Source organism: Paenibacillus sp. Pae15 (genome assembly GCF_024519685.1).
Lineage (GTDB): Bacteria > Bacillota > Bacilli > Paenibacillales > NBRC-103111 > Paenibacillus_G > Paenibacillus_G naphthalenovorans.
Map to the genome: position 1 here is coordinate 18,412 of NZ_JALJRM010000006.1, position 21,148 is coordinate 39,559.

General features: G+C 49.1%; 19 protein-coding genes and 1 pseudogene. 19 read left to right on the plus strand and 1 reads right to left on the minus strand.

Annotated features, from left to right (window positions below):
* The first annotated feature begins 64 nt into the window (after nucleotides 1-64).
* The 11 genes from NR121_RS06540 (at nucleotide 65) to NR121_RS06590 (ending at nucleotide 11,732) form a co-directional block, all read left to right on the plus strand.
* On the plus strand, nucleotides 65-1,153 hold the full coding sequence (locus NR121_RS06540; RefSeq protein ID WP_256830953.1) for an endospore germination permease: 1,089 nt from the start codon (nucleotides 65-67) through the stop codon (nucleotides 1,151-1,153).
* 7 nt (nucleotides 1,154-1,160) lie between these two features.
* On the plus strand, nucleotides 1,161-2,732 hold the full coding sequence (locus tag NR121_RS06545; RefSeq protein WP_256830955.1) for a spore germination protein: 1,572 nt from the start codon (nucleotides 1,161-1,163) through the stop codon (nucleotides 2,730-2,732).
* Entirely contained in the window at nucleotides 2,729-3,877 is a 1,149-nt protein-coding gene (locus NR121_RS06550; protein ID WP_256830957.1) for a Ger(x)C family spore germination protein, read from the plus strand. Before NR121_RS06545 ends, NR121_RS06550 begins: the two co-directional genes overlap by 4 nt.
* Nucleotides 3,878-4,234: 357 nt before the next feature.
* Complete coding sequence (gene ssuE, locus NR121_RS06555; protein WP_054817721.1) at nucleotides 4,235-4,822, plus strand: NADPH-dependent FMN reductase; 588 nt, start codon at nucleotides 4,235-4,237, stop codon at nucleotides 4,820-4,822.
* Between the two features lie 36 nt (nucleotides 4,823-4,858).
* Nucleotides 4,859-5,845 carry a sulfonate ABC transporter substrate-binding protein gene (locus NR121_RS06560; RefSeq protein ID WP_074726758.1) on the plus strand — a complete coding sequence of 329 codons (987 nt, stop codon included), beginning with the start codon at nucleotides 4,859-4,861 and terminating at the stop codon, nucleotides 5,843-5,845.
* A gap of 23 nt (nucleotides 5,846-5,868) precedes the next feature.
* Nucleotides 5,869-7,080 (plus strand): FMNH2-dependent alkanesulfonate monooxygenase, encoded by a 1,212-nt coding sequence (ssuD, locus tag NR121_RS06565; RefSeq protein ID WP_074726759.1) that lies wholly within the window; start codon nucleotides 5,869-5,871, stop codon nucleotides 7,078-7,080.
* The gene (gene ssuC, locus NR121_RS06570; RefSeq protein WP_054817722.1) at nucleotides 7,034-7,831 is read left to right on the plus strand and encodes an aliphatic sulfonate ABC transporter permease SsuC; all 798 of its coding nucleotides are present in this window, start codon (nucleotides 7,034-7,036) and stop codon (nucleotides 7,829-7,831) included. The genes ssuD and ssuC overlap by 47 nt, the downstream gene beginning before the upstream one ends.
* Nucleotides 7,832-7,860: 29 nt before the next feature.
* Nucleotides 7,861-8,634, plus strand: coding sequence for an ATP-binding cassette domain-containing protein (locus NR121_RS06575; RefSeq protein ID WP_054817784.1), 774 nt, complete (start codon nucleotides 7,861-7,863; stop codon nucleotides 8,632-8,634).
* A 164-nt stretch (nucleotides 8,635-8,798) separates the two neighbouring features.
* Nucleotides 8,799-9,173 carry a hypothetical protein gene (locus NR121_RS06580; RefSeq protein WP_054817723.1) on the plus strand — a complete coding sequence of 125 codons (375 nt, stop codon included), beginning with the start codon at nucleotides 8,799-8,801 and terminating at the stop codon, nucleotides 9,171-9,173.
* Between the two features lie 249 nt (nucleotides 9,174-9,422).
* Complete coding sequence (gene sfnG, locus NR121_RS06585; RefSeq protein ID WP_054817724.1) at nucleotides 9,423-10,499, plus strand: dimethylsulfone monooxygenase SfnG; 1,077 nt, start codon at nucleotides 9,423-9,425, stop codon at nucleotides 10,497-10,499.
* A 21-nt stretch (nucleotides 10,500-10,520) separates the two neighbouring features.
* Nucleotides 10,521-11,732: an acyl-CoA dehydrogenase family protein gene (locus tag NR121_RS06590; RefSeq protein WP_074726761.1), complete on the plus strand. Its 1,212-nt coding sequence runs from the start codon at nucleotides 10,521-10,523 to the stop codon at nucleotides 11,730-11,732.
* Between the two features lie 3 nt (nucleotides 11,733-11,735).
* Here NR121_RS06590 and NR121_RS06595 read toward each other — a convergent pair whose 3' ends face one another.
* Complete coding sequence (locus tag NR121_RS06595) at nucleotides 11,736-12,332, minus strand: ferrochelatase (protein WP_306277221.1); 597 nt, start codon at nucleotides 12,330-12,332, stop codon at nucleotides 11,736-11,738.
* On the opposite strand from NR121_RS06595, the pseudogene NR121_RS25175 reads away from it, so the two are divergent.
* The 8 genes and pseudogenes from NR121_RS25175 to NR121_RS06635 form a co-directional block, all read left to right on the plus strand.
* Nucleotides 12,246-12,496: pseudogene (locus NR121_RS25175) on the plus strand (superoxide dismutase); the annotation flags it as partial. The gene NR121_RS06595 and the pseudogene NR121_RS25175 sit on opposite strands and share 87 nt — an antisense overlap.
* Before the next feature lie 95 nt (nucleotides 12,497-12,591).
* A complete protein-coding gene (locus NR121_RS06605; protein WP_256830964.1) occupies nucleotides 12,592-13,005 on the plus strand; it encodes a helix-turn-helix transcriptional regulator in 414 nt (137 codons plus the stop codon).
* Between the two features lie 145 nt (nucleotides 13,006-13,150).
* Nucleotides 13,151-14,050 carry a TIGR01777 family oxidoreductase gene (locus tag NR121_RS06610; protein WP_054817727.1) on the plus strand — a complete coding sequence of 300 codons (900 nt, stop codon included), beginning with the start codon at nucleotides 13,151-13,153 and terminating at the stop codon, nucleotides 14,048-14,050.
* Between the two features lie 42 nt (nucleotides 14,051-14,092).
* The gene (locus tag NR121_RS06615; protein ID WP_171005818.1) at nucleotides 14,093-14,908 is read left to right on the plus strand and encodes a hypothetical protein; all 816 of its coding nucleotides are present in this window, start codon (nucleotides 14,093-14,095) and stop codon (nucleotides 14,906-14,908) included.
* Nucleotides 14,909-15,118: 210 nt separating this feature from the next.
* On the plus strand, nucleotides 15,119-17,098 hold the full coding sequence (locus NR121_RS06620; protein ID WP_137669794.1) for an AraC family transcriptional regulator: 1,980 nt from the start codon (nucleotides 15,119-15,121) through the stop codon (nucleotides 17,096-17,098).
* Nucleotides 17,099-17,279: 181 nt separating this feature from the next.
* Nucleotides 17,280-17,726, plus strand: a complete 447-nt coding sequence (locus tag NR121_RS06625; protein ID WP_054817729.1) for a helix-turn-helix transcriptional regulator — start codon at nucleotides 17,280-17,282, stop codon at nucleotides 17,724-17,726.
* A 126-nt stretch (nucleotides 17,727-17,852) separates the two neighbouring features.
* Nucleotides 17,853-19,229 (plus strand): aspartate aminotransferase family protein, encoded by a 1,377-nt coding sequence (locus tag NR121_RS06630; RefSeq protein WP_249929469.1) that lies wholly within the window; start codon nucleotides 17,853-17,855, stop codon nucleotides 19,227-19,229.
* 77 nt (nucleotides 19,230-19,306) lie between these two features.
* On the plus strand, nucleotides 19,307-21,070 hold the full coding sequence (locus NR121_RS06635; protein ID WP_137669793.1) for an IucA/IucC family protein: 1,764 nt from the start codon (nucleotides 19,307-19,309) through the stop codon (nucleotides 21,068-21,070).
* Nucleotides 21,071-21,148: the final 78 nt, after the last annotated feature.

A 21,148-nucleotide genomic window follows, 5' to 3' on the forward strand; every position in this document is an offset into this window, starting at 1 on the left:
CCATCAGGAATTTTTTGTTTATTCAGGGTGAAATGGGAAACAATAATAAGGAAAATATAGAAAAGTGGTGATCACTATCGCATCGGCTAACAACAAGATATCGCTGCTTCAAGGATATATGCTGATCCTGATAGCCATCGGTATTCTGAATCACGTGATCATTATCCCACTATTGCTAACGGTCTCCCATAGAGATTCATGGGTTAGTGTTTTGGTCGTCTTGGCTATATCCCCGGTTTGGGTCGCGTGTTTGTCCTACATTATCAAGGACATGAACGGGGTACCGCTCAAATCTTGGCTGTACCGGCACTTTGGAAGGCTATTATCATGCTTCTTGTTAATTTTGATCAGTGTCTATGTGTTCGCCATGGGCACGCTTTGCCTCAAAGACACCATAACATGGACCATTGCCTCTTATTTGCCGCAAACACCGGTTTTGGCATTAGTATTAGCGGGAGTGATCTGCAATTTATTTGCTGCGAAAGCCGGATTGCGCTCGATTGCGATCGTAACCGGCATTTTGCTCCCTTTTGTGATCATATTCGGTGATTTTGTCATGTCAGCCAATTTCAAGTACAAGGATTACAGCCTGCTGTTTCCGGTTATGGAGTTTGGGACGGCACCCATATGGAAAGGCCTCTTTTATGTTGCGGGGGGGCTTTTAGAAATGATGGGCATTCTTTTTTTTCAGGAGCACTTAACCAAGCGCCCGCGATTCGGCAATCTCATGCTGGTCCTCGTATTGCTAACAGGTCTGATTCTGGGTCCGTTGACGGGTTCCATCGCCATTTTTGGACCCAATGAGGCGGCAGAACAGCGTTATCCCGCTTTTGAACAGTGGCGTATGGTCCAATTGGGACAGTATATTGCGCATCTTGATTTTTTCTCCATCTACCAGTGGCTCTCCGGAACATTTATTCGTGTCACACTGGCCCTTTTTGTTCTGGTCGACATATGGAAACCGAATAAGCCATTGCCATGGCTGATACTCACCGCCATACTGATGATCGGGGCTGTCGTTCTGCCTTTCAGTGATGCTGAGTTTTTGGATTTTCTTGGTAAAGTGTATTTCCCGTTGTCGGTCTATGTCGTTTTGGGATTAACGGCGTTGTTTGTAACAAAAATTTGGATATCCAACAGAATAAGAAGGTGAAATGACGGTGTTTAAAGAGTGGCTGATGAAACGGCTTCTAAGAGGATCGCACGGTTCGACGCAGTCCCCGAACCAAGAACACAATCCAGCTTCCAAACCATCCTCAAACCTAACGTTTGAACCCGCCGATACCGATACGATTTTAGCTTTTTTCCAACGTTGCGCCGATGTCAAGCATCATATATACACTTTGAATGCAAATGATGACCGTTCATCCGTTTTATTCGTCTACTGTGAAGGTTTGAGCGATAGCCAGCAAATGATTCATGAGTTGGTGCTGCCTCGTTTGCAGCGTTTTTATGAAATATACGGCTTTACGGAAGTCGAGTGGCTGATATCGGCGAGTCAACTTCATCTGGAGCTTTTACCGGATCATGATTGGCAGCGGAAAGCGGCCCAAAATGTGTTTGAAGGCAATCTGCTCATGCATATCCCCGCACTTGGGGTCACTGGTACGGTTAATATTGCCGACTTGCCGACGAGAAAGCCGGAAGAATCGAATTTGGAGGTTTCCATCAGGGGACCGAGGGATGGTTTTGTGGAAGATTTGGTCACCAATGTCGCGCTGATCCGCAAGCGGATTAAATCTCCTTCGTTGGCCTATGATTCGTTAGTCGTCGGTGAACGCACGCAGACGAGAGTCGGATTGATGTACGTGTATGATATAGCCGATCCGAAAACCATACAGGACGTGAAACAACGGATTCAAAAAATTACCATCGACGGCATTTTCAGCGCGACGCAATTGGAGGAGCTCATAGCGCCGGCCAAGGCATGGTTTCCCTTAATGGTGTATACCGGCAGGCCGGATTTTGCAGTCAATTGTTTGCTGAATGGACGATTTGTCCTGCTGGTGGACGGAACTCCGGCGGCTTTGGTTGCTCCTGCTAATTTAACGCTTCTGGTCAAGACGCCGGAGGACATCCATTATACAGCATTATCCTCGACATTCGGACAATCGCTCCGGCTATTGGGATTGGTTGTGTCTCTTATGCTGCCGGCGTTCTGGGTTTCATTGCTCGCTTATCATCACGATCATATTCCGTTCTACCTGCTGGCCACTCTTACGACCAACCGGCTCGGTATTCCGCTATCGGTAACCATAGAAATGTTCCTTGCTCTGCTCTTTCTTGAAATATTGCGTGAGGCGGGTGTTCGTCTTCCGTCCGCTGTCGGTTCGACGCTTACCGTCGTCGGAGGGCTTATCCTCGGAGATGCCGCCATTCGAGCCGGCATTTTGTCTCCGGGGATTGTTGTGATCGGCGCGCTGACTCATGTATTCGGCGCAACGTTGACCAATCAGGCATTGAGCGGGACGGTAAGCATATTAAGATTCATGTTTTTCTGTTTTGCCGCATTGTTCGGGTTATATGGTTTTTTTCTCGGTATTTTTATCTTGCTGGTTCACTTGTCGACACTTTACTCTTTCGGTGTTCCTTATTTGGCTCCATTGTCTCCTCCCTTTTTCAAGGACCTGCCGAATGCGCTGTTCCGATTGCCTTGGGTGTGGAAGAGGCGGCGTCCAAAGATGCTCAATATGCTCGATGATACGAGTAGTCAAGGAGAAGATAAGAAGTGAAGGGATTGAAGCTATTTACTGTGGTGATGGTACTGTTGACCATCACCACCGGCTGTTGGAACATCCGGGAAGTCCAGGACATCAACTATGCAACGGCCATTGGGGTCGATTACAGCGACGGAAAATGCATCATGTATGTGCAGATGCTGGATTTTTCCAGTGTAGCCAAGTTGGAAGGTCAGCAAAAACTGTCGGAAGCGCCTGTATGGGTCGGGAAAGGAACAGGGAAATCGTTTACGGAAGCAGCTAACAGTTTATATTCAACGTCGCAAAAAAAATTGCTTTGGGGCCATGTTTCAGCGATTGTATTCAGCGAACGAATTTTGAAGCAAAACAAATACCGGGATGTATTGGAATTGCTCGACCGATATAGGGAAATTCGTTATTTGGTATGGGCGTTCAGCACCAGGGAATCGATTGAAGACATTTTTAACAATACTCCATTTTTTAAAGAGTCCCCGAAAATGTCCATTTTGCACAGTCCGGAAGATCACTACCGGCAAAGCTCGATCATTAAGCCGGTCAGGCTGTATCAATTTATCACGTCTCTGAAAGAGGATGCGCGAATTAGCTACCTGGCTTCTCTTCGGATTGTGGAGGACCAATGGAAAGAAAGCAGGAAAGCACATCCGCTGTTAGAGTATGAAGGCATGCACGTCTTTCAGAAAGATCGGTACCGGGGACTTATGGATTTGAATGATTTGCAGGGATTGCCCTGGATGAACGAAAAAACGGTTCGGGCGCCGCTTTATCTCTTTCGCGGGAACTCATTGGCCGCTGTGTTGGTCATGGAGAAACCGGAGGTGCAGATCACGCCTTCAGTTCAACCCGGCGGCTATTTTGACGTTACGGTAATACTGCAGGCAGGGGTCAATGAAATGCATCAGGAAATGACCAAGCGGGAACTGATCAGCTTGGCAGAACAGAAGACCGAGGAACAAATCCGTCATACCTACCGGCAAGGGTTTGAGCGGAAGGTGGATGTATACAATCTGAGCGAGCCGTTGTTTCGGCGCAATCCATCGGAATGGCACCGGCTTGCGGACGAGGATCAATTTTTGTTGCGCGAAGATTCTTTGCGCAACGTCCGCGTTATTGTCGAATTGACCAATACGGGACGGTATAAATTCAACCCCGGCATGTAAGGGTCCAAACCGATATGAATCCAGCTTGCCCCAATGCCCTTCCCGGCTCCGTTGCCGGCCATGCCTTTTGGTTGACGGGAAGAGTTTTGGGCAAACGGGGAGTTTTGGCTTCCCGGAAGCGGGTGCGATTGAACTGAACAAGCAAAAAAAAAGCGCATATTCATTCGGAAAAAATGCAGAACAGAAAAAATCATTGACAGATGAAGTGTTCCAGTGGTACAATTATCCTTATTAAGAAATCCAAGTATTCATATAGGATTTATCCACCGGACAGCCGGAGATGACATTCCTTGAACGTATGGAGGGGTGCGTCTCCTTTTTTGCGTTCGCTGAAAAAACATTATGGAGGGGTATTGGATGGCTAAACAGAATTTGAAGATCGCAATCATTGTCGGGAGCCCGAACAAGGTATCGAGGTTGAATGGACTTACCCGGTTTGTTGAGGAAAAGTTGCAGGCCTCAGGGAACGTTCAATTGAACTGGGTTCAGGTGACCGAGCTGCCCCCCGATGACTTGATTTACGCAAGATTCGACAGCCAGGATGTGCGTCTCGCGAACGGGAAGGTTCAAGAAGCCGATGCGGTGATTGTAGCGAGCCCGGTATATAAAGCTTCGTACACGGGAGTTTTAAAGACGTACCTGGACTTGCTGCCGCAGGGTGCGCTTGAGGGCAAGATTGTGCTCCCTTTGTTTATCGGCGGTACAATTTCCCATCTGCTATCGATCGATTATGCGTTGAAGCCGGTTTTGGCCGCTTTGGGCGCAAGACATGTGCTTGGCGGCGTATTTGCAGTCGACAGCTGGGTCGCGAAAACCGAGCAAGGCGGTTACGAATTGGAAGAGGAATTAAAGTCTCGTCTTGAAAACTCGGTTGCAGAGCTGATTCGGGAGACTGCATGGAGAATTGAGAGAAAACGGGAGTCTGAGAACGCGGTTAAGGCCTAAATATCGCCACTGCATTGGGAGTGTGAAAATCATATCATGATACGGAAAATCGTAATAGCTGTGGCTTTAATCGCGTTTGCATTAGCGCTTCCCGCTTGCGGCAGCGTGGAGAAACCTGCGGTTTCTACAAACGATAATGGTGGTAATAGCGGCGACCAGGCGAAGGTTATCAGGATTGGCTATCAGAAATACGGCACGATGAATTTTTTGAGGGCGAAAGGGGTTCTGGAAGAGAGGCTTGGAAAAGAAGGCGTGAAGGTCGAATGGACCGAGTTTCCCGGAGGCCCGCAGCTTCTTGAGGCGCTGAATGTCGGCAGCATCGATATCGGACATACCGGCGAAGCCCCGCCGATTTTCGCCCAGGCAGCCGGCGCGCCTCTCGTCTATTTGGCGCATGAGCCGCCGAGTCCGCAAGGCGAAGCGATTCTGGTGCCGCAAGGCTCTCCGATCAAATCGGTTGCCGATCTCAAAGGGAAAAAGGTAGCGCTCAATAAAGGCTCTAATGTCCACTATTTGCTGGTGGTGCTGCTGGAGAAGGCTGGCCTTCAATATAAAGATGTGGAGACGGTATTCCTTCCGCCGGCGGATGCCAGAGTAGCGTTCGAGAGAGGAAGCGTGGATGCATGGGTCATCTGGGATCCGTTCCTGGCAGCGGCTCAAACGGCTACGAAAGGAACCATTTTGGCTGACGGTACGGGTGTTGTAAGCAATCATGAATTTTATTTGGCCTCCCGTAGCTTTGTCGAGAAAAACCCTGATCTTACTGCTATACTGCTTGAAGAACTGGACAAGGTAGATGAATGGGCGAAGACGAACTTGAAGGAGCTTACGGAGCTGTTGTCCGCTCAGCTTGGCATCGACGTTCCGTCGCTGGAGCTTGCTTCCGGACGACGCGAATATGGCGTGCAGCAAATCAGTGAGGAGGTCATCGCCGAGCAGCAGCGGATTGCGGATACGTTCGAGAAGCTCGGACTTATTCCGAAGCCTATTCAAGTCAAAGATGCGGTTTTAAAGAATAAATAAAAAAGCGGTATGGAGGGATTTCAATGGAAGTGTTTTGGTTTATTCCGACGCATGGGGACAGCCGGTATCTGGGGACGACCAAGGGCGCACGTGCAGTCGATTTTCAGTATATGAAGCAGATTGCGGAAGCGGCGGACCGTCTTGGTTTCGGAGGTGTTCTTCTGCCGACAGGCAAGTCTTGCGAGGATGCTTGGGTAACGGCATCTTCCCTGATCTCTTCGACCGAGAAGCTGAAGTTTCTTGTAGCGGTCCGTCCGGGGCTGATGTCTCCGACTTTGGCGGCGCGCATGGCGTCCACCTTCGACCGCATCTCCGGCGGCAGGCTTCTTATTAATATAGTGGCGGGAGGAGACCCGGTAGAGCTTGCCGGAGATGGATTGTTCCTCGATCATGATGGCCGTTACGACTTGACCGATGAATTTCTGCATATTTGGCGGAAGGAGCTTTTGGGCGAGGAAGTCGACTTTGAGGGTACCCACCTGCGTGTCAACGGAGCCAAGGTGGTTTACCCGACGATCCAGAAGCCGTATCCTCCGCTCTACTTTGGCGGCTCCTCGCCAGCCGGCCATAAGGTGGCGGCCGAGCATGTCGATGTATATTTGAGCTGGGGCGAGCCTCCGCAACAGGTAAAGGAGAAGATTGAACACGTTCGGGAGCTTGCCGCCAAACAGGGCAGAACGATCCGCTTCGGCATCCGGCTGCACGTGATTGTACGCGAAACGAACGAGGAGGCCTGGAAAGCGGCGAACGAGCTTATCCAATATGTCGATGACGCGACGATTGAAGCGGCGCAAAAAATATTCGAGCGCTTTGATTCCGAAGGGCAGAAGCGCATGGCGCAGCTTCATAGCGGCAGCCGTGCATCTCTGGAAATCAGCCCGAACCTGTGGGCAGGAATCGGTCTTGTCAGGGGAGGCGCCGGGACGGCCCTCGTCGGCGACCCTGAAACGGTTGCCGAACGGATGAAAGAATACGCGGAGCTAGGCATCGAAACGTTCATCCTGTCCGGATATCCGCATCTTGAGGAGGCGTACAGGACGGCGGAGCTGTTGTTCCCGCTGCTGCCTCTTGACCGGCCTCAGGGCACGTCGGAAAGACAAGGATATGTCAGTCCGTTCGGCGAATTGATCGCCAATAACGAGCTTCCGGGCGAGGTCGCGGAAAACCGTGCGAAAGAGGTGGCGGAATATGCAGGGAAAAAGAACAGTCAGCCTCCTGCGAAAGTGGCAAAATAAATCGTGGTTTGTCTGGATCGTTCCGGCTGCGCTTGTCATTCTATGGCAAATTCTAGGGCAATTAGGAATCATTTCTACACGCATACTGCCGACTCCGGTTGCTGTGGTGAAATCGTTGTTTACTTTGATCGGTAACGGAATGCTCTTTGATTATATTGGAACAAGCACAACCCGTGCGTTGATCGGTTTCGCCATCGGCGGCGGTATAGGGTTAATACTCGGCCTGTTGAACGGCATTGTTCCTCTGGCCGAGAAGCTGATTGACACATCGGTCCAGATGATCCGCAACATTCCGCATCTGGCGCTTATTCCGCTCGTCATCCTCTGGTTCGGCATCGGTGAAGCGGCGAAGCTGTTTCTGGTTGCACTTGGCGTTGCATTCCCGATCTACTTGAATACGTTCCACGGGATCCGTACGGTGGATCCGGGGCTGATTGAGATGGGGAGGGTGTATGGTTTACGGGGGCTGCCGCTCTTCTGGAAAGTCATTCTCCCGGGGGCGCTTCCATCGATTCTTGTTGGTGTTCGTTTCTCGTTGGGCATCATGTGGATCTCTCTCATTGTGGCGGAGACGATTTCCGCCGATTCGGGAATCGGCTATATGGCGATGAACGCCCGCGAATTTATGCAAATGGATATCGTCGTGCTTAGCATTATCCTGTACGCACTGCTTGGCAAGCTGTCCGATTCGATCGCGAAGTATTTCGAAGGATTATTCCTTCAGTGGCATCCGAACTATCGGAAGGGATAAGCAAGGATTGGAAAGGAAGGAGAATGATCATGAAAACTGGAGTGCTGGGCTCTCACTTGGCCATCAACGACGTGAGCAAGCGGTTTGGCGACGTGAGGGTGCTGGAGAAGCTGAACCTGAACATCAAGTCCGGCGAATTTATCGCGATTGTGGGACGGAGCGGCTGCGGCAAGAGTACTCTGCTTCGTCTGGTGGCAGGTTTGGATGAGCCGACGGAAGGAACGCTGCTGCTGGATAAGAAGGAAATCACGGGTATTGATCCGGATACGAGGGTTCTGTTTCAGGACGCAAGGCTGCTGCCTTGGAAGAAAGTGCTGGAGAACGTTCGGATCGGTGTGCGAGACGGAAATAAGGAGCGCGCTTTGGAGGCCCTCCGGATGGTAGGGCTGGAGGATAAAGCGAACGAATGGCCGGGTGTGCTGTCAGGCGGGCAGCGCCAGAGAGTAGCGCTTGCGAGAGCGTTGGCGGGAAACCCGCGGCTGCTCCTTCTTGACGAACCGTTAGGGGCATTGGACGCGTTGACACGCATCGACATGCAGGATTTGATTGAGAAGCTGTGGCAAAAACAGCGGTTCTCTGCCATTCTTGTAACCCACGACGTGAGCGAGGCGGTGGCGCTTGCCGATCGTGTTGTATTGATGAAAGACGGAGCCATCGCGCTCGATGTCGCCATTACGCTTCCTCGGCCGAGGGAGCGGGATAGCGGCTTCGCCTATTTTGAAAAGCTGATTTTGGACCGCGTTATGGAGCGTGATACGAGTTTGGAGCAAGAAGCGCAGTTGAAGGTCTCGTATTCTATTTAAATAAAGATAAATTCGAGGAGATGTGAGAGGATTCAGCTCAACGGCAGCATCGGGGAGATCCGATTCGGGCTGCGGCATTTCTCTAATTGGAACCAATAAGGTGAAAAGCACGAAGCCGGTGTGAGAGATGTTGGGAATACTGGAAAAGGAGAAAATGATTGCAAATGGTCCTTTTGAAAGAAGGGGAAGTGGATGAGTACCCGCAGCAAACCGTAGTACGTATCTCGAATGAAAAGTTAACCATGCAGGTAATGGAGGAATCCCCGGTTAACTGGCCGGATCTGATGTTTATGGGGTACTGCTGCGAGTCTTTCCAAATCAATCGGGGGATCTATAATACGGCGGAGATCTGGTTGTACCGCAGAGGCTTTACGGATATTCGGGCAAGAAGAACCATACTGCTTCGTTTCTTTACTTTTGCCGTCAGCCGCGTTCAGAAGGATAGTAATAAGAAGTTTATCCGATTTGGCAGCGGAGGGTTGACGGAATGCCTGGAGGCGTTTATGCAAAGCGTATCGAACAAAGTAGGGCCATCATAAGGAAGTAAAAGCTTAATGCTGCTGTATACAACCCGAATACGACCGGAAAACCGGAGGCGAACCACAGGAAGTGGAGAGCCTCCTTTTTATTTAGCCGACAATAGAGATTGTTCCATTTGCAGAATTTGGGAAGCATTATGATTTGACGAAAGGTCGGGGACACAACAAATATGCCGTTTTCGTGATAAAGCCATCAGCCACGGGCAGGTCCCCTGTCTTTATAAAACATTTGCGGAAAGAGGGATTAGCATGTCATTAAAATTCGCCTATTGGGTACCCAATGTAAGCGGAGGATTGGTCATTTCCAAGATTCCTCAAAAAACGGGCTGGACGTTTGAGGACAATGCGAGATATGCCAAACAGGCGGAAGAAGCGGGCTTCGAATACGCATTGCTTCAGACCCGGTTTATCGCCAGTTATGGAGCCGAAAATCAATTGGAAGCCATTACTCTCGCATCGGCTTTGGCAGCCGTCACCACGAAACTGAAGCTGATTGCCGCCGTTCTTCCGGGGCTATGGCATCCAGGTCCGATCGCTAAGGCCATCTCCACGCTAGATGAAATCAGTAAAGGTCGTGCGGCGGTTAATGTCGTCAGCGGGTGGTTTAAGGGAGAATTTTACGGCTACGGGGAACCATGGCTGGATCATGACGAGCGTTACCGCCGATCCGAGGAGTTTATCAGGGTGCTGAAGCAATTATGGACGGAAGAGGAAACGAGCTTTCGGGGCGATTTTTACAGAATCAACGGGGCTCCTCTCAAACCGAAGCCCGAGGTCCTCCCGCCGGTGTTCCAGGGCGGTAATTCGTTCGCCGCGCGCCAAATGGCAGCCCGTGTTTCGGACTGGTATTTCATGAACGGCAATACGGCAGATGGCTTCCGGAAACAAATCGCTGAAGTGAATCAGCTGGCCGCCGAACATCAGCGGAGGCTGAAATTCGGAGTCAATGCCTTTGTCATTGTAAGGGATACGGAGGAAGAAGCGCAGCGAGTGCTGCGGGATATTATCCGTTACGCGGATGAAGAAGCGGTAGAAGGATTTCGGAGTCAGGTCCAATTCGCCGGCAAGGCTTCTCCTGAAAGGGAGGGAATGTGGGCAAACTCTAATTTTGACGATTTGGTACAATATAACGACGGTTTTAAGACAGGCTTGATCGGAACGGCCGAACAGGTCGCAGACCGCATCATTGAGCTGAAAAAAATTGGTGTCAACCTCATCCTTACCGGGTTCTTGCATTACGATGAAGATATTCGTATTTTTGGAGAGAAGGTCATTCCGCTTGTCAGAGCAAAGGAAGCCGCACTTCTGAGCGCTGCTGCTCAATAATACAATCAAGGAGAGGAGTGAATGGAGTTGAGTATTCAAGCCAATACCTTGGATCAGAGATTCGATTATGATACGATTCGTAGACAAATCCGTGAATTCGTCGAGACGGACATCAAACCGAGAGCGGAAACGATCGATCGGGAAGGGGCTTTTCCCAGAGAGAACCTTCTGGCGCTTGCGGAAGCGGGTTGGAACAGTGTGTTAATCCCTGAGCAATGGGGTGGTCAGGGACTTGATCACGTGGCCTTCGCCATTGCTACGGAAGAAATCGCAAAAGGGTGTGCGTCAACGTCACTTGTATATGTAATGCATGTAGGCGCGGTGCAGACGATCGTTTTATACGGGAACGACGACCAAAAGGAAAGATGGTTGAAGCCCGTTCGCCAGGGAAGGATCGGAACGTATTCGACAAGCGAAAAAGCTTCCGGGGGCCACTGGTGGTATAATTTCAGCGAAGCCGCCCGTGATGGAGAGGACTACATTATAAACGCTGAAAAATCGTTCACAACAAGCGCGGGTCAAGCCGATTTCTACATCTTCCAAACCAAATCCCCCGGCGCGCAAACGCCGACGGACGTCAGCTTTTTTATCGTGGACGGCAAGCTTCCGGGAATCAACGCCGGCGTTTGGGACGCATTGGGGGTTAGAGGAAACCACAGCGGTCCGATAAAATACGACGGCGTCCGGATTCGCCCGGAAGATAAACTGGGCTTGGAGGGACAAGGTCGCGAAATTTTGGAAAGCGGCGTTTCACCCGTTTACCTCATAGGCCTCGGTTCGACGTGGTTGGGGGTAGCTGAGGCTGCGTTGGAATCGGCTGTTGACTATGTGAAAGCAATGGTGCATCGTGATTTTAATAAAAGACTGGCGGATTACCAAGTCATTCGCCAGCAACTTGCCGAGGTCAAGGTATTAATTGAAAGTTTGAAGCCGTGGCAGCTTTCCCTGGCTAAACAATTAGACGCACTTCAAGCACAAGGGCGGCAGCAGGTTGAACTGCTTCTGCCGCTGGTCGAATTTAAAATTCATGCGGCCGAGGTTGCGAACAAAGCGGCGAAAGCGGCGTTGGACGTAACCGGCGGCTATGGTTACAAACGAGGCATATTTGAAAGACTTTACCGCGATGCCAGGGCGGGGATTGCCATGGGACCATCGAATAATATTGCTCGCGAATGGATTGGAAAAGCTCTGGTAGGATTGCCTCTCGAATTGTGGTACGAGGGAGGGGATTAACGTTCAATAAACCGTGCTCGATTGAATCATTCTTTCATGTATCATTGCTGCAAGCGCATCAATATAATCAGCGGAATCGTTCAGAAATTCGGTGGAAACAAACTCCAATCCGCAAGCTTCCGCTTTAAGCTGGCTATTGATTCTGCAATCGAATATCGCCTCGACATTTTCCGTTAAAGATAACAAGTCGCAGACGACAACAGCTTTGCCGCCTTCCTGTGCCACTTCCTCCATCCTGTCAAACACATCCGGTTTCAGCCATGTCTGGGGTGCAGGACCTGCGCTTCGATAGGCAAGCATCCAATGTTGGCAGGTTGCTTGATCTGCTACGACCTTAGCCAGTTCAGAGAATGCTTGAATAAATTCGATATTTGCTTGCGGTGAACCAGGCTGACTGTGCGCAGTAAACAAAACGGTTGCCTTTGAACGGTTCGTCGATGATAGCCATTGATGGGCCGTTCGAAGGCGAAGGCTGATCGCTTCCACCAGACTTGGAAACAGGTGCCAATCATTTACGGTCATAGCTTGTATTGGTCGGTCATGAGTCCGACCGGCGGCGGGAAGCCTTACGGCAATATTGAGAAGGGGATTGAAAAGCATTACGGCAGCTTTGAACAGGTGAAATGCCGATTCTGGTCGTCGATGTATGGGTGCATGCCGATTATTTGCAATATCAGAACAAAAGGCCGGATTTTTTATCATCATGGTGGAATGTAGTCAACTGGGAGGAAGTCAATCGCCGCTATAACGAAGCGATCCGTTAATCGTCATAACCTAAACTTTGCAAAAGCGGCAAGCTGCTTTTTGCAAAGTTTTTTAGCTTTAAACGTTTGATCTTGCTATGGAAGGGAGGATATCCATGAACGAACGCGCGGCTCCTCCTTTACGGGAACCATCGACAAGGTGGGAAATTTTGATGCTGCTCAAGAAGCACGGTTCAGTAAGTGTCCAGGAAATGTCGGACTATCTGGGGTTAACGGGAATGGCCATTCGCCGGCATCTCAATGCTTTGCAAAAGGAGAATTATATCCGGACCTCCAACGTACGTCATCGTACCGGAAGACCGTTGTTCGTAGATGGTCTTTCGGTTTTTGCCGAACCGTTGTTTCCGAATCAATACGATGTACTTGCCACGGAATTGATGGATGAGCTCCATGACATGTTCGATGATTCGTTTGTCGGCAAACTATTTGAGCGGAGAATGAAATCTCATAACCTCGTGATCCGTAAGAGAATCGAGAGCTTTTACACTCGGTTCTTTTTCTTTTGTTGAATCTTGCGCCCATCCGGTATGGTCAGAATTTGCTTTACAATATAGCATTTTAATTTTATTGTGAAGATAGACGATAAAAAAAGGAAGAGCAGGAAATCGTTCTGTTTTGAATAATCCAGTCGAACAATAGAAATGAGTGGATCACATGAACCAAAAAGTGGTGTTAGCTGGCGGGACGGGGTTTATCGGAAAATATTTGGAGAGAAAATTTTTGGAACTGGGATATGAAGTGAAGATCATTTCCAGACAAGACCATCATATCTCATGGAACGATCATGCAGGAATAGCAGATGCTTTGGAAGCTTCCGGGATGCTGATTAATCTTGCAGGGAAGTCCGTCAACTGCCGCTACAACTCTAGAAATAAGGAAGAGATCCTGCAATCGAGAACAGAGACTACCCGCATACTTGGAAATGCCATCTTGGAATGCAAAAACCCTCCTTCGTTATGGATCAATTCCAGTACGGCTACGATTTATCGACATGCGGAAGACCGGCCGATGACCGAGGATCATGGTGAAATCGGATCAGGGTTCTCCGTTGATGTAGCCAAAGCATGGGAGAACGCATTCTTTTCTTTTCAATTACCCCAAACCAGACAAGCGGCCTTAAGAATAGCCATTGTATTAGGGGAGAGCGGGGGAGTTATCCATCCGATCCGAAACCTGGTCCGATTCGGACTTGGAGGTGCCCAGGGTTCGGGAAATCAAATGTTTAGTTGGATTCATATCGAGGATTTATATCGTATTATTCTCTTTCTTAGAGATAAAGAAGAACTGAGCGGGGTGTTCAATTGTTCATCGCCTCACCCTGTCACCAATCGTGAGCTCATGCATCAATTCCGTAAAGCGATGAATATGAGAATAGGACTGCCATCCCCCCAATGGCTGCTTGAAATAGGTGCCTATGTCATAAAAACGGAAACCGAATTGGTTTTGAAAAGCCGTTGGGTTATTCCCGAGAGGCTGGAGAGAGAAGGATTTACGTTCAAATTCGATACATTGGATAAGGCGCTTGAAGATATTTTACATAGGTCGCATTCGTAAAAGGCCTGCCTGTCCAACCCGCTGCTGCATTCTATAAAGTAGGTGAACGAACTGTTCAGCTTAACGATCATGAAAATCGTGATTTCCGTTCTCATCGTATTTGGATTGGCGGAGATTTCCAAAAGAGCAAATCCTCATCTGGCCGGGATGATCTCTGGGATTCCATTGGGTACGGGACTCTCCATATATTTTATTTCTTTGGAGCAGGGGATTGATTTTACGATTCGCGGGATACCTTGGGGGATTGCCGGGTTAGCTGCCGCTCTTGTGTTTTGTTTCGTTTATCTTGTCATATCCGGAAGTCTTGCATTGAATTGGAAAGGAACCGTTATTTTCTTATCATCCACGGGTGGTATTTTTGCCTTTTTATTGTCAGGTTATTTTATTTATTCATTGGAAGTAAACGTGGCATCGGCTTCTTTTATATTTTTTGCGGTATTCATGTTAAATCTGATCCTGATGAAGAAACTGGTCCGCCAGCAGGGGAAGGGTTCGGGAACCAAAAGCACGGGAATGCAGTATTTCATCAGAGGTATAACGGTTGGAGTGATTTTAATCCTGATCACCGGAACGGCCTCTATGGTCGGCAGCAAATGGGCCAATATTTTAAGTTCATTTCCCTCTACCCTTTTTCCGCTCATTGTCGTACTGCATTACGAAGACGATCATCGGCTTTTTCCATACGTCATTTATGGATATTCGTATAGTATAACAGCGTTATTTATATTCTATATCGCTTATTTGTTCGTTGTTCCCATCTATGGACTTCATGCGGGTTATATTTTGATTTATGCCATTTGTGCCGTGTATCTCTATTTGCTCCAAAAATTACGAATGCGTTTCGGATCCGCTCGTTGAGGAGAGCGGCTTTCTCGTATACAAACGAGGAGGATGCTAAATGGCTTTTCCGCATCGGCTCTGGCCTATTGCCAGGGTCTTTTGTTGTTTCCATTCCTTCAACGACCGATGCCGCAGGTAAAATATAATTGATAATGAGAATCGTTATTAATATAATAAACTTATCCGAAAAAGGTAATGAATTCAAAAAAATAACAGGTGGTGGGAGAGTTGCTATTTCAGTATCATACCTTACTTTGGAATCATGCGGCTCTCAGGGTGCAGGACGTACGTCATGCCATCCTGCAGCCGGGCGAAAGCCTGCGCGCATATCAGCTTCCAGCCAGCGTATTTCTGTATACTGTTCGCGGTAAGGCACATGTGTTGATTGATGAGAATGAGTATGCCGTGGATCGGTGCTATGTTTGTCATGCCGGCAAAGGTGCTTTTCTGGATATTGCACAGGTAGTGGAGGCATTCGAATATTACCTGGTATTTTATACAGCGGTCTTGACCACGCCATACTGCCAAAAATTGGTGCATCGGCATCAAACAAGCAATCCTTTTCAGGTACAATACGGTTTTGCGCCCCAGTTTCCGACACCGCTCTTTTTGGGAATAGAGCAAATGAACCGACAATGGCAGCAAATCGGCACGCTGGAGCAGTTCCATGTCAAAGCCTTGTTCCATCAATTTGTTTATGAATTGCTGCATCAGCTGCAGGAGCAGGGAGGCGAGACGACTCAACCGAACCTGGTTGCCCAAGCGATGCGATATATTGAGGGACGTTACGCCGAGCCGATTACGCTGAATTCATTGGCAGCTGTGCTGGATTGCAACGCGCGACAATTGCAGCGGTTATTCAAAGCGAGGCTGCATGTGGGTCCGATCGAGTATTTGATTCAGGTGCGTCTGGACAAAGCCAAGGCATTGCTGCAGCAGACGAATGTCCCGTTAAAACAAATTGCCGAGGCCGTCGGTTATACGGACAGTTACTATTTTAGCCGGATGTTTAAAAAATACATGGGGGTTTCTCCCAGTCTATTCAAGGAACGGGCATGGCAGCGGAACGATCGTCGCCATAATCCATCTCGTCTGTCGCAATTCCCTATTGTTGCCAGAAGATTGCGAAGATATAGTGATATTGGTGATGATGAAAATCATTATCAATACAAAAACGAAGGGGCTATACACATGTATAGAAGTTCAAAAGCGTCATTGGCCATCAGTTTGATGCTCAGTCTTGTTTTGCTGCTAGGCGCATGCTCGGGCACATCTGGTGGAGGAGGGGCCTCCCCGACCAACAGCGTTAATGTGCAGCCGGCCGTCACTCGCGGCGAAGCGGATAATGCCAATACAGCGGGGAAAACGGCGGAAAGCACGCAGCGCAGCATTCAGCACCTTAAAGGCGAACTGGTTCTCGAACAAAAGCCTGAAAAAATTGTGGTGCTGGACTACCAGTATATCGATCAACTGCTCGCGTTGGGAGAGCAGCCGATCGGAAGTGTCATCGCTACGAGCGACAGCTCGGTATTCCCGGAATATCTGACGGATAAGCTGGATGATGTTAAGGTGTTAGGAACGAAGGAGGAGCCTAATTTGGAGGCGATTATCGAGGCGGCTCCAGATCTCATTATTTGTACGGAGTTTCAGGAGAAAGTTTACGAGAAATTAATCAAGATCGCGCCGACACTGATGTTTGACAGAAATGAAGACTGGCGCACGATGCTCCTCAAGTTCGGTCAAATTGTCGCCAAGGAACAGGAAGCGCAGAAGGTGCTCGAAGGATACGATCAAAAAATTGCCGATCTAAAGGCTGCGTTGGCAGACAAGCTGAACGGGCAGACCGTTGCTTTGATCCGTCCGCGCGATAACATGATCCGGCTGCATACGACGGGACATCGTACTGCAGAGATTTTGTATCGTGATCTCGGTCTTTCAGCGCCGAAAATGGCAGTGAATAACGAGCAGACCAGCTTGCCCATTTCGTTAGAGGTCATGCCGGAATTGAACGCGGATCACCTCTTTGTCTTAAAAGATGATTCCAATACGGAGTTAACGGATGAATTTCAAAAGACATCCGTCTGGAAAGGCCTGAATGCGGTACAAGCCAATCAGGTCTATACGGTCAACACGACGATGTGGATCGGCTATTACGGTCCTATTGCCATCAATCTGGTCGTGGATGAAATTGCAGAAGCGCTATTGTAGATAATACAGAGATATTGCCATCTATTGGTGAACGATAGGCCGCTGATTGTCTATGGAGGTATCACAGCCCGCCAATGTAAAGCTTTAAACTAAGTAAGACATAATGGGAAGGGGAGCAACCTGAGTCGCTTCCTTTTTTTTATCCTTGCGAATTTTTATTGCTGAATGGTGAGGGGAGAGCATGTCCAAAAGCACAATAAGACTGACGATCGATTCCAGTTCAAAAGATGACCAGGATCGCGCCAAGCTCAGCGAGCTGCATCAAATCGTTGTTGATCAGGTGATTCGATTGGAAATGAAAGAATACGTGAAAGTAACATTGGAATATGTAGGCGCCGGGCGTATCATGCAATCGGCGGAGAGACCCAACGATGAGGAAAGCGTCGAATCGTTGGATATGACCGCGTTGAGCCAGAGACAACAGCAAATCGCGGAAATGCTGTGCAATCATTACTCGATTAAGAGAATTGCCGATGAACTTTATATCAGCGTCAATACGGTAAAAAAACATATTCAGAACATGAAGAAAGCGTTGGATATCGATTCGGCGGGTGCGGATTTTCTTTACACATTGAAGCAGATGATGGATAGGGAGAGCAAGGACGGAGGAAAAACATACTTCATTTAGATCATCTAGATTATTCGATTGGAGAATTTACTCTATCTGGACTTACTGCTATTCTAAAAACAGACATCGATGATAATGATTATCATTATTATCGATTCTGTACTTTTCCGGAGGAGGACGGATATCGTGAACGCTTATGTTGCTGAAAAATCAAAAAATGACCCCTATCTTCAGAGTCAGGCAGCTCGGGAATCCAATGCTAGATCTTACCCCAGGCGAATCCCGATCGCGATTCTTGAGGCGGAAGGCATTTATGTAAAAGATATGGACGGCAAAGTTTATTACGATTGTCTTGCCGGAGCCGGAACGCTTGCATTAGGCCATAATCATCCTGTCGTCATCGACGCGATTAAAACGATGCTGGACAGCAAACGGCCGCTGCACACCCTTGATTTGACAACCCCGCTGAAGGAGCAATTTGTGGATGAATTATTTTCAAGCTTGCCTGAGGCATTTGCCAAAGATGCGCGCATCCAGTTTTGCGGGCCGACAGGAGGCGATGCGATTGAAGCGGCGATTAAGCTGGTAAAAACGGCAACAGGCCATCGCAGCATTCTCTCGTTTCAAGGAGGATACCATGGCTCGACGCACGGAACGATGAGTCTAAGCGGGACGCTTGGACAAAAAGAAAGGGTCCACGGATTAATCCCGGATGTACACTTCCTGCCGTATCCTTACGCCTATCGCTGCCCGTTTGGTGTCGGCGGGGAGCAGACTCATCGGATTAGCAGCCGTTATATCGAGAATTTGCTAAACGATCCTGAAAGCGGCGTTGTCTCTCCTTGCGGAATGATATTTGAAGCGGTGCAGGGGGAAGGCGGTTCTATTCCCGCGCCGGTCGAATGGATCCGGGAGATGCGCCGGATTACGCAGGAAAAAAACATCCCTCTGATTATTGACGAAGTGCAGACGGGACTTGGGAGAACCGGAAAAATGTTCGCTTTCGAACATGCCGGCATTCTCCCTGATGTGCTGGTCCTTTCGAAGGCCATCGGCGGAAGTCTGCCGCTATCGGTTGTGATTTATCATAAAAAGCTGGATACCTGGAAACCGGGAGCGCATATCGGGACGTTTCGGGGCAATCAAATGGCTATGGCGGCCGGACTGGCAACATTGAAATATATAAAAGAAAACGATATCGCAACCAAAGCAGAGCAATTGGGAAATCGGTTGAGGGATCGTTTAAACGAGCTGAAATCGAAAGTGGAATTTATCGGAGATGTCCGCGGTCGCGGTTTAATGATCGGCGTAGAGATCGTGAATGCCAATGAGGAGCCTGACAAGCTGGGGCATTTTCCGGCTTATCCCAAGCTGGCAAGCCGCATTCAGCAGGAATGTCTCCACAGGGGATTGATCCTGGAGATTGGAGGCAGGCATTCCGCCGTTATGCGTTTTTTGCCGCCATTAATCGTAACGGAACAGCAAATCGATGAAATTGCACGGATTTTCAGTGAAGCCTGCCATGCGTCTTGCGCTGCCCTGCATGCGGGAGAGTATGTTTGATCCGGAAGCGAAACTGGCGAAACCTAAAGAGAGTAATTCGGATGACGGTTGGATGAGAAAGGAGAGAACGAATACGAATGCTGCAGCAGCAAACGGATGCAACCACCTCCGTGAGAAGTGTGGAGCTGGCGGCAAAGGCGACCATGCGCGCCTTGCTGAATAGTTATCTCAGGGAGATCGGAGTAATCGATCCACGGGCCTTAAAGCTTGGTCAAAGGAATCCCCTTCCTGAGCCAGGAGAAGCGGTCGTCATCAAGCTTCCCTCGACCGGGAAGACCATCACGGGGACTTTGACTTATTACTCTGTGATCGGACAGCATGCTTACGGATCTGCATTTAATGAAGTGAGTTCAGACGGAACGCTTCGGAAGCTGGATATTCATCGGTTGATTTCACTGCTGCTTGAAGAGCTGAGCCATCTCGAAGCTTTTGACAAACGCGGGGCTCATCTGAATCACATGAAGGCGCGCATCGAAAACAGTCTCCGCAAGATGAGCATGTATATCGAGTACGAATGGAACCAACGGCATTCCATAGCGGACAAGAAGCCGGATTGCGTCCGTTCCGAGCAATCGCTTTATTTCGGTCATCCCTTTCATCCCTATCCGAAATGCTCGGAAGGGTTCGCCGATGAGGAGCTTGCGCAGTACAGTCCTGAAATGGGCGCTTCTTTTCAATTGAGTTACTTTGCCGTCCGAAAGGAATTGGTTTATGAAGAATGGCTTGATGGAGAAGCTCAAGCGCTGCCGCCGGCTGTGATGGCACATGCCCAGCAACAATTGGGCGATAAAGTAAGCGAGTATGTGCTGGTGCCCATGCATCCCTGGCAGGCAAACTATGTTGTGCGGCTGCCGGAGGTTCAGGAATTGATGAATCTGTCCGCCATTATTCGTCTGGGTCCATCCGGTCCCGTGGTATATCCGACTTCTTCGGTAAGAACAGTGTGGGATCCGGAGGGGGGATACGGATATAAACTGCCGCTGAATGTTCGGATCACCAACTTGATACGCGAAAATACGCGGGAACAAACGAAACGGACCATGGATGCCGCCAACGTGATTCACCGGTTACAAAACGAGCTGAACACGGAGCATTTCAAAATTATTTCGGAAACGGGCTACAGCAGAGTCGGATTCGATTCGGTTTCAGAAGATTGGTCATCGAGCTTTACGGTCATCTACCGGCCCTTGGCCGTGCCGCATGCCGCTACATTTGTCATGGCCTCCTTATTGGAAAGCTTTCCGGGAGAAGAGGAGCCCAAGCTGATTCAAGCGATCAGGCAAAACGATCAAGGACGGCTGCCTGATTTAACTTATTGGCTGGAATGCTATTTGCACATCTCCATGCTGCCGCTTCTTCGCATTTTAGCCGGGAAAGGGATCAGCTTTGAAGCGCATTTGCAAAATTCCCTGCTGACCCTGAAGAACGGACTGCCCGATTGCTATTATGTGCGGGATCTCGAAGGGGTCAGCATCGACCGTCATAAAGCAGCCGAAGCAGGCTGGATCCCTACGCTGATTGAAGATCACAGCCCTGTCCTCTATGAAGAAGCCAAAGCTTGGATGAGGACCAAGTATTATTTCTTTGTGAATCACCTGGGTTCGCTGATCCATACGATTGCGGCTTACTGCAGGGAGGACGAGGAACGCTACTGGGGCATCGTCAACCATTTGCTCGAACAGGAAAAATCGGGAGCTGACGAACGGCTGCTTGCCTACATCGACGATTTATTGTACAGCGATGTTTTGCCGGCCAAAGCGAATTTTACAAGCTGCTTTCTGTCCAAAGGAGAGATGCCATTGTTTGTCAATATTCCCAATCCCATCAAGGGACAAGCCTAAATGAATACGCGGTCCCGGCCGAACCCAAAAATCGGGAAGCTTGTAAAAATAGGGCGTTCCGTTTCCAAAGTCGTTAAC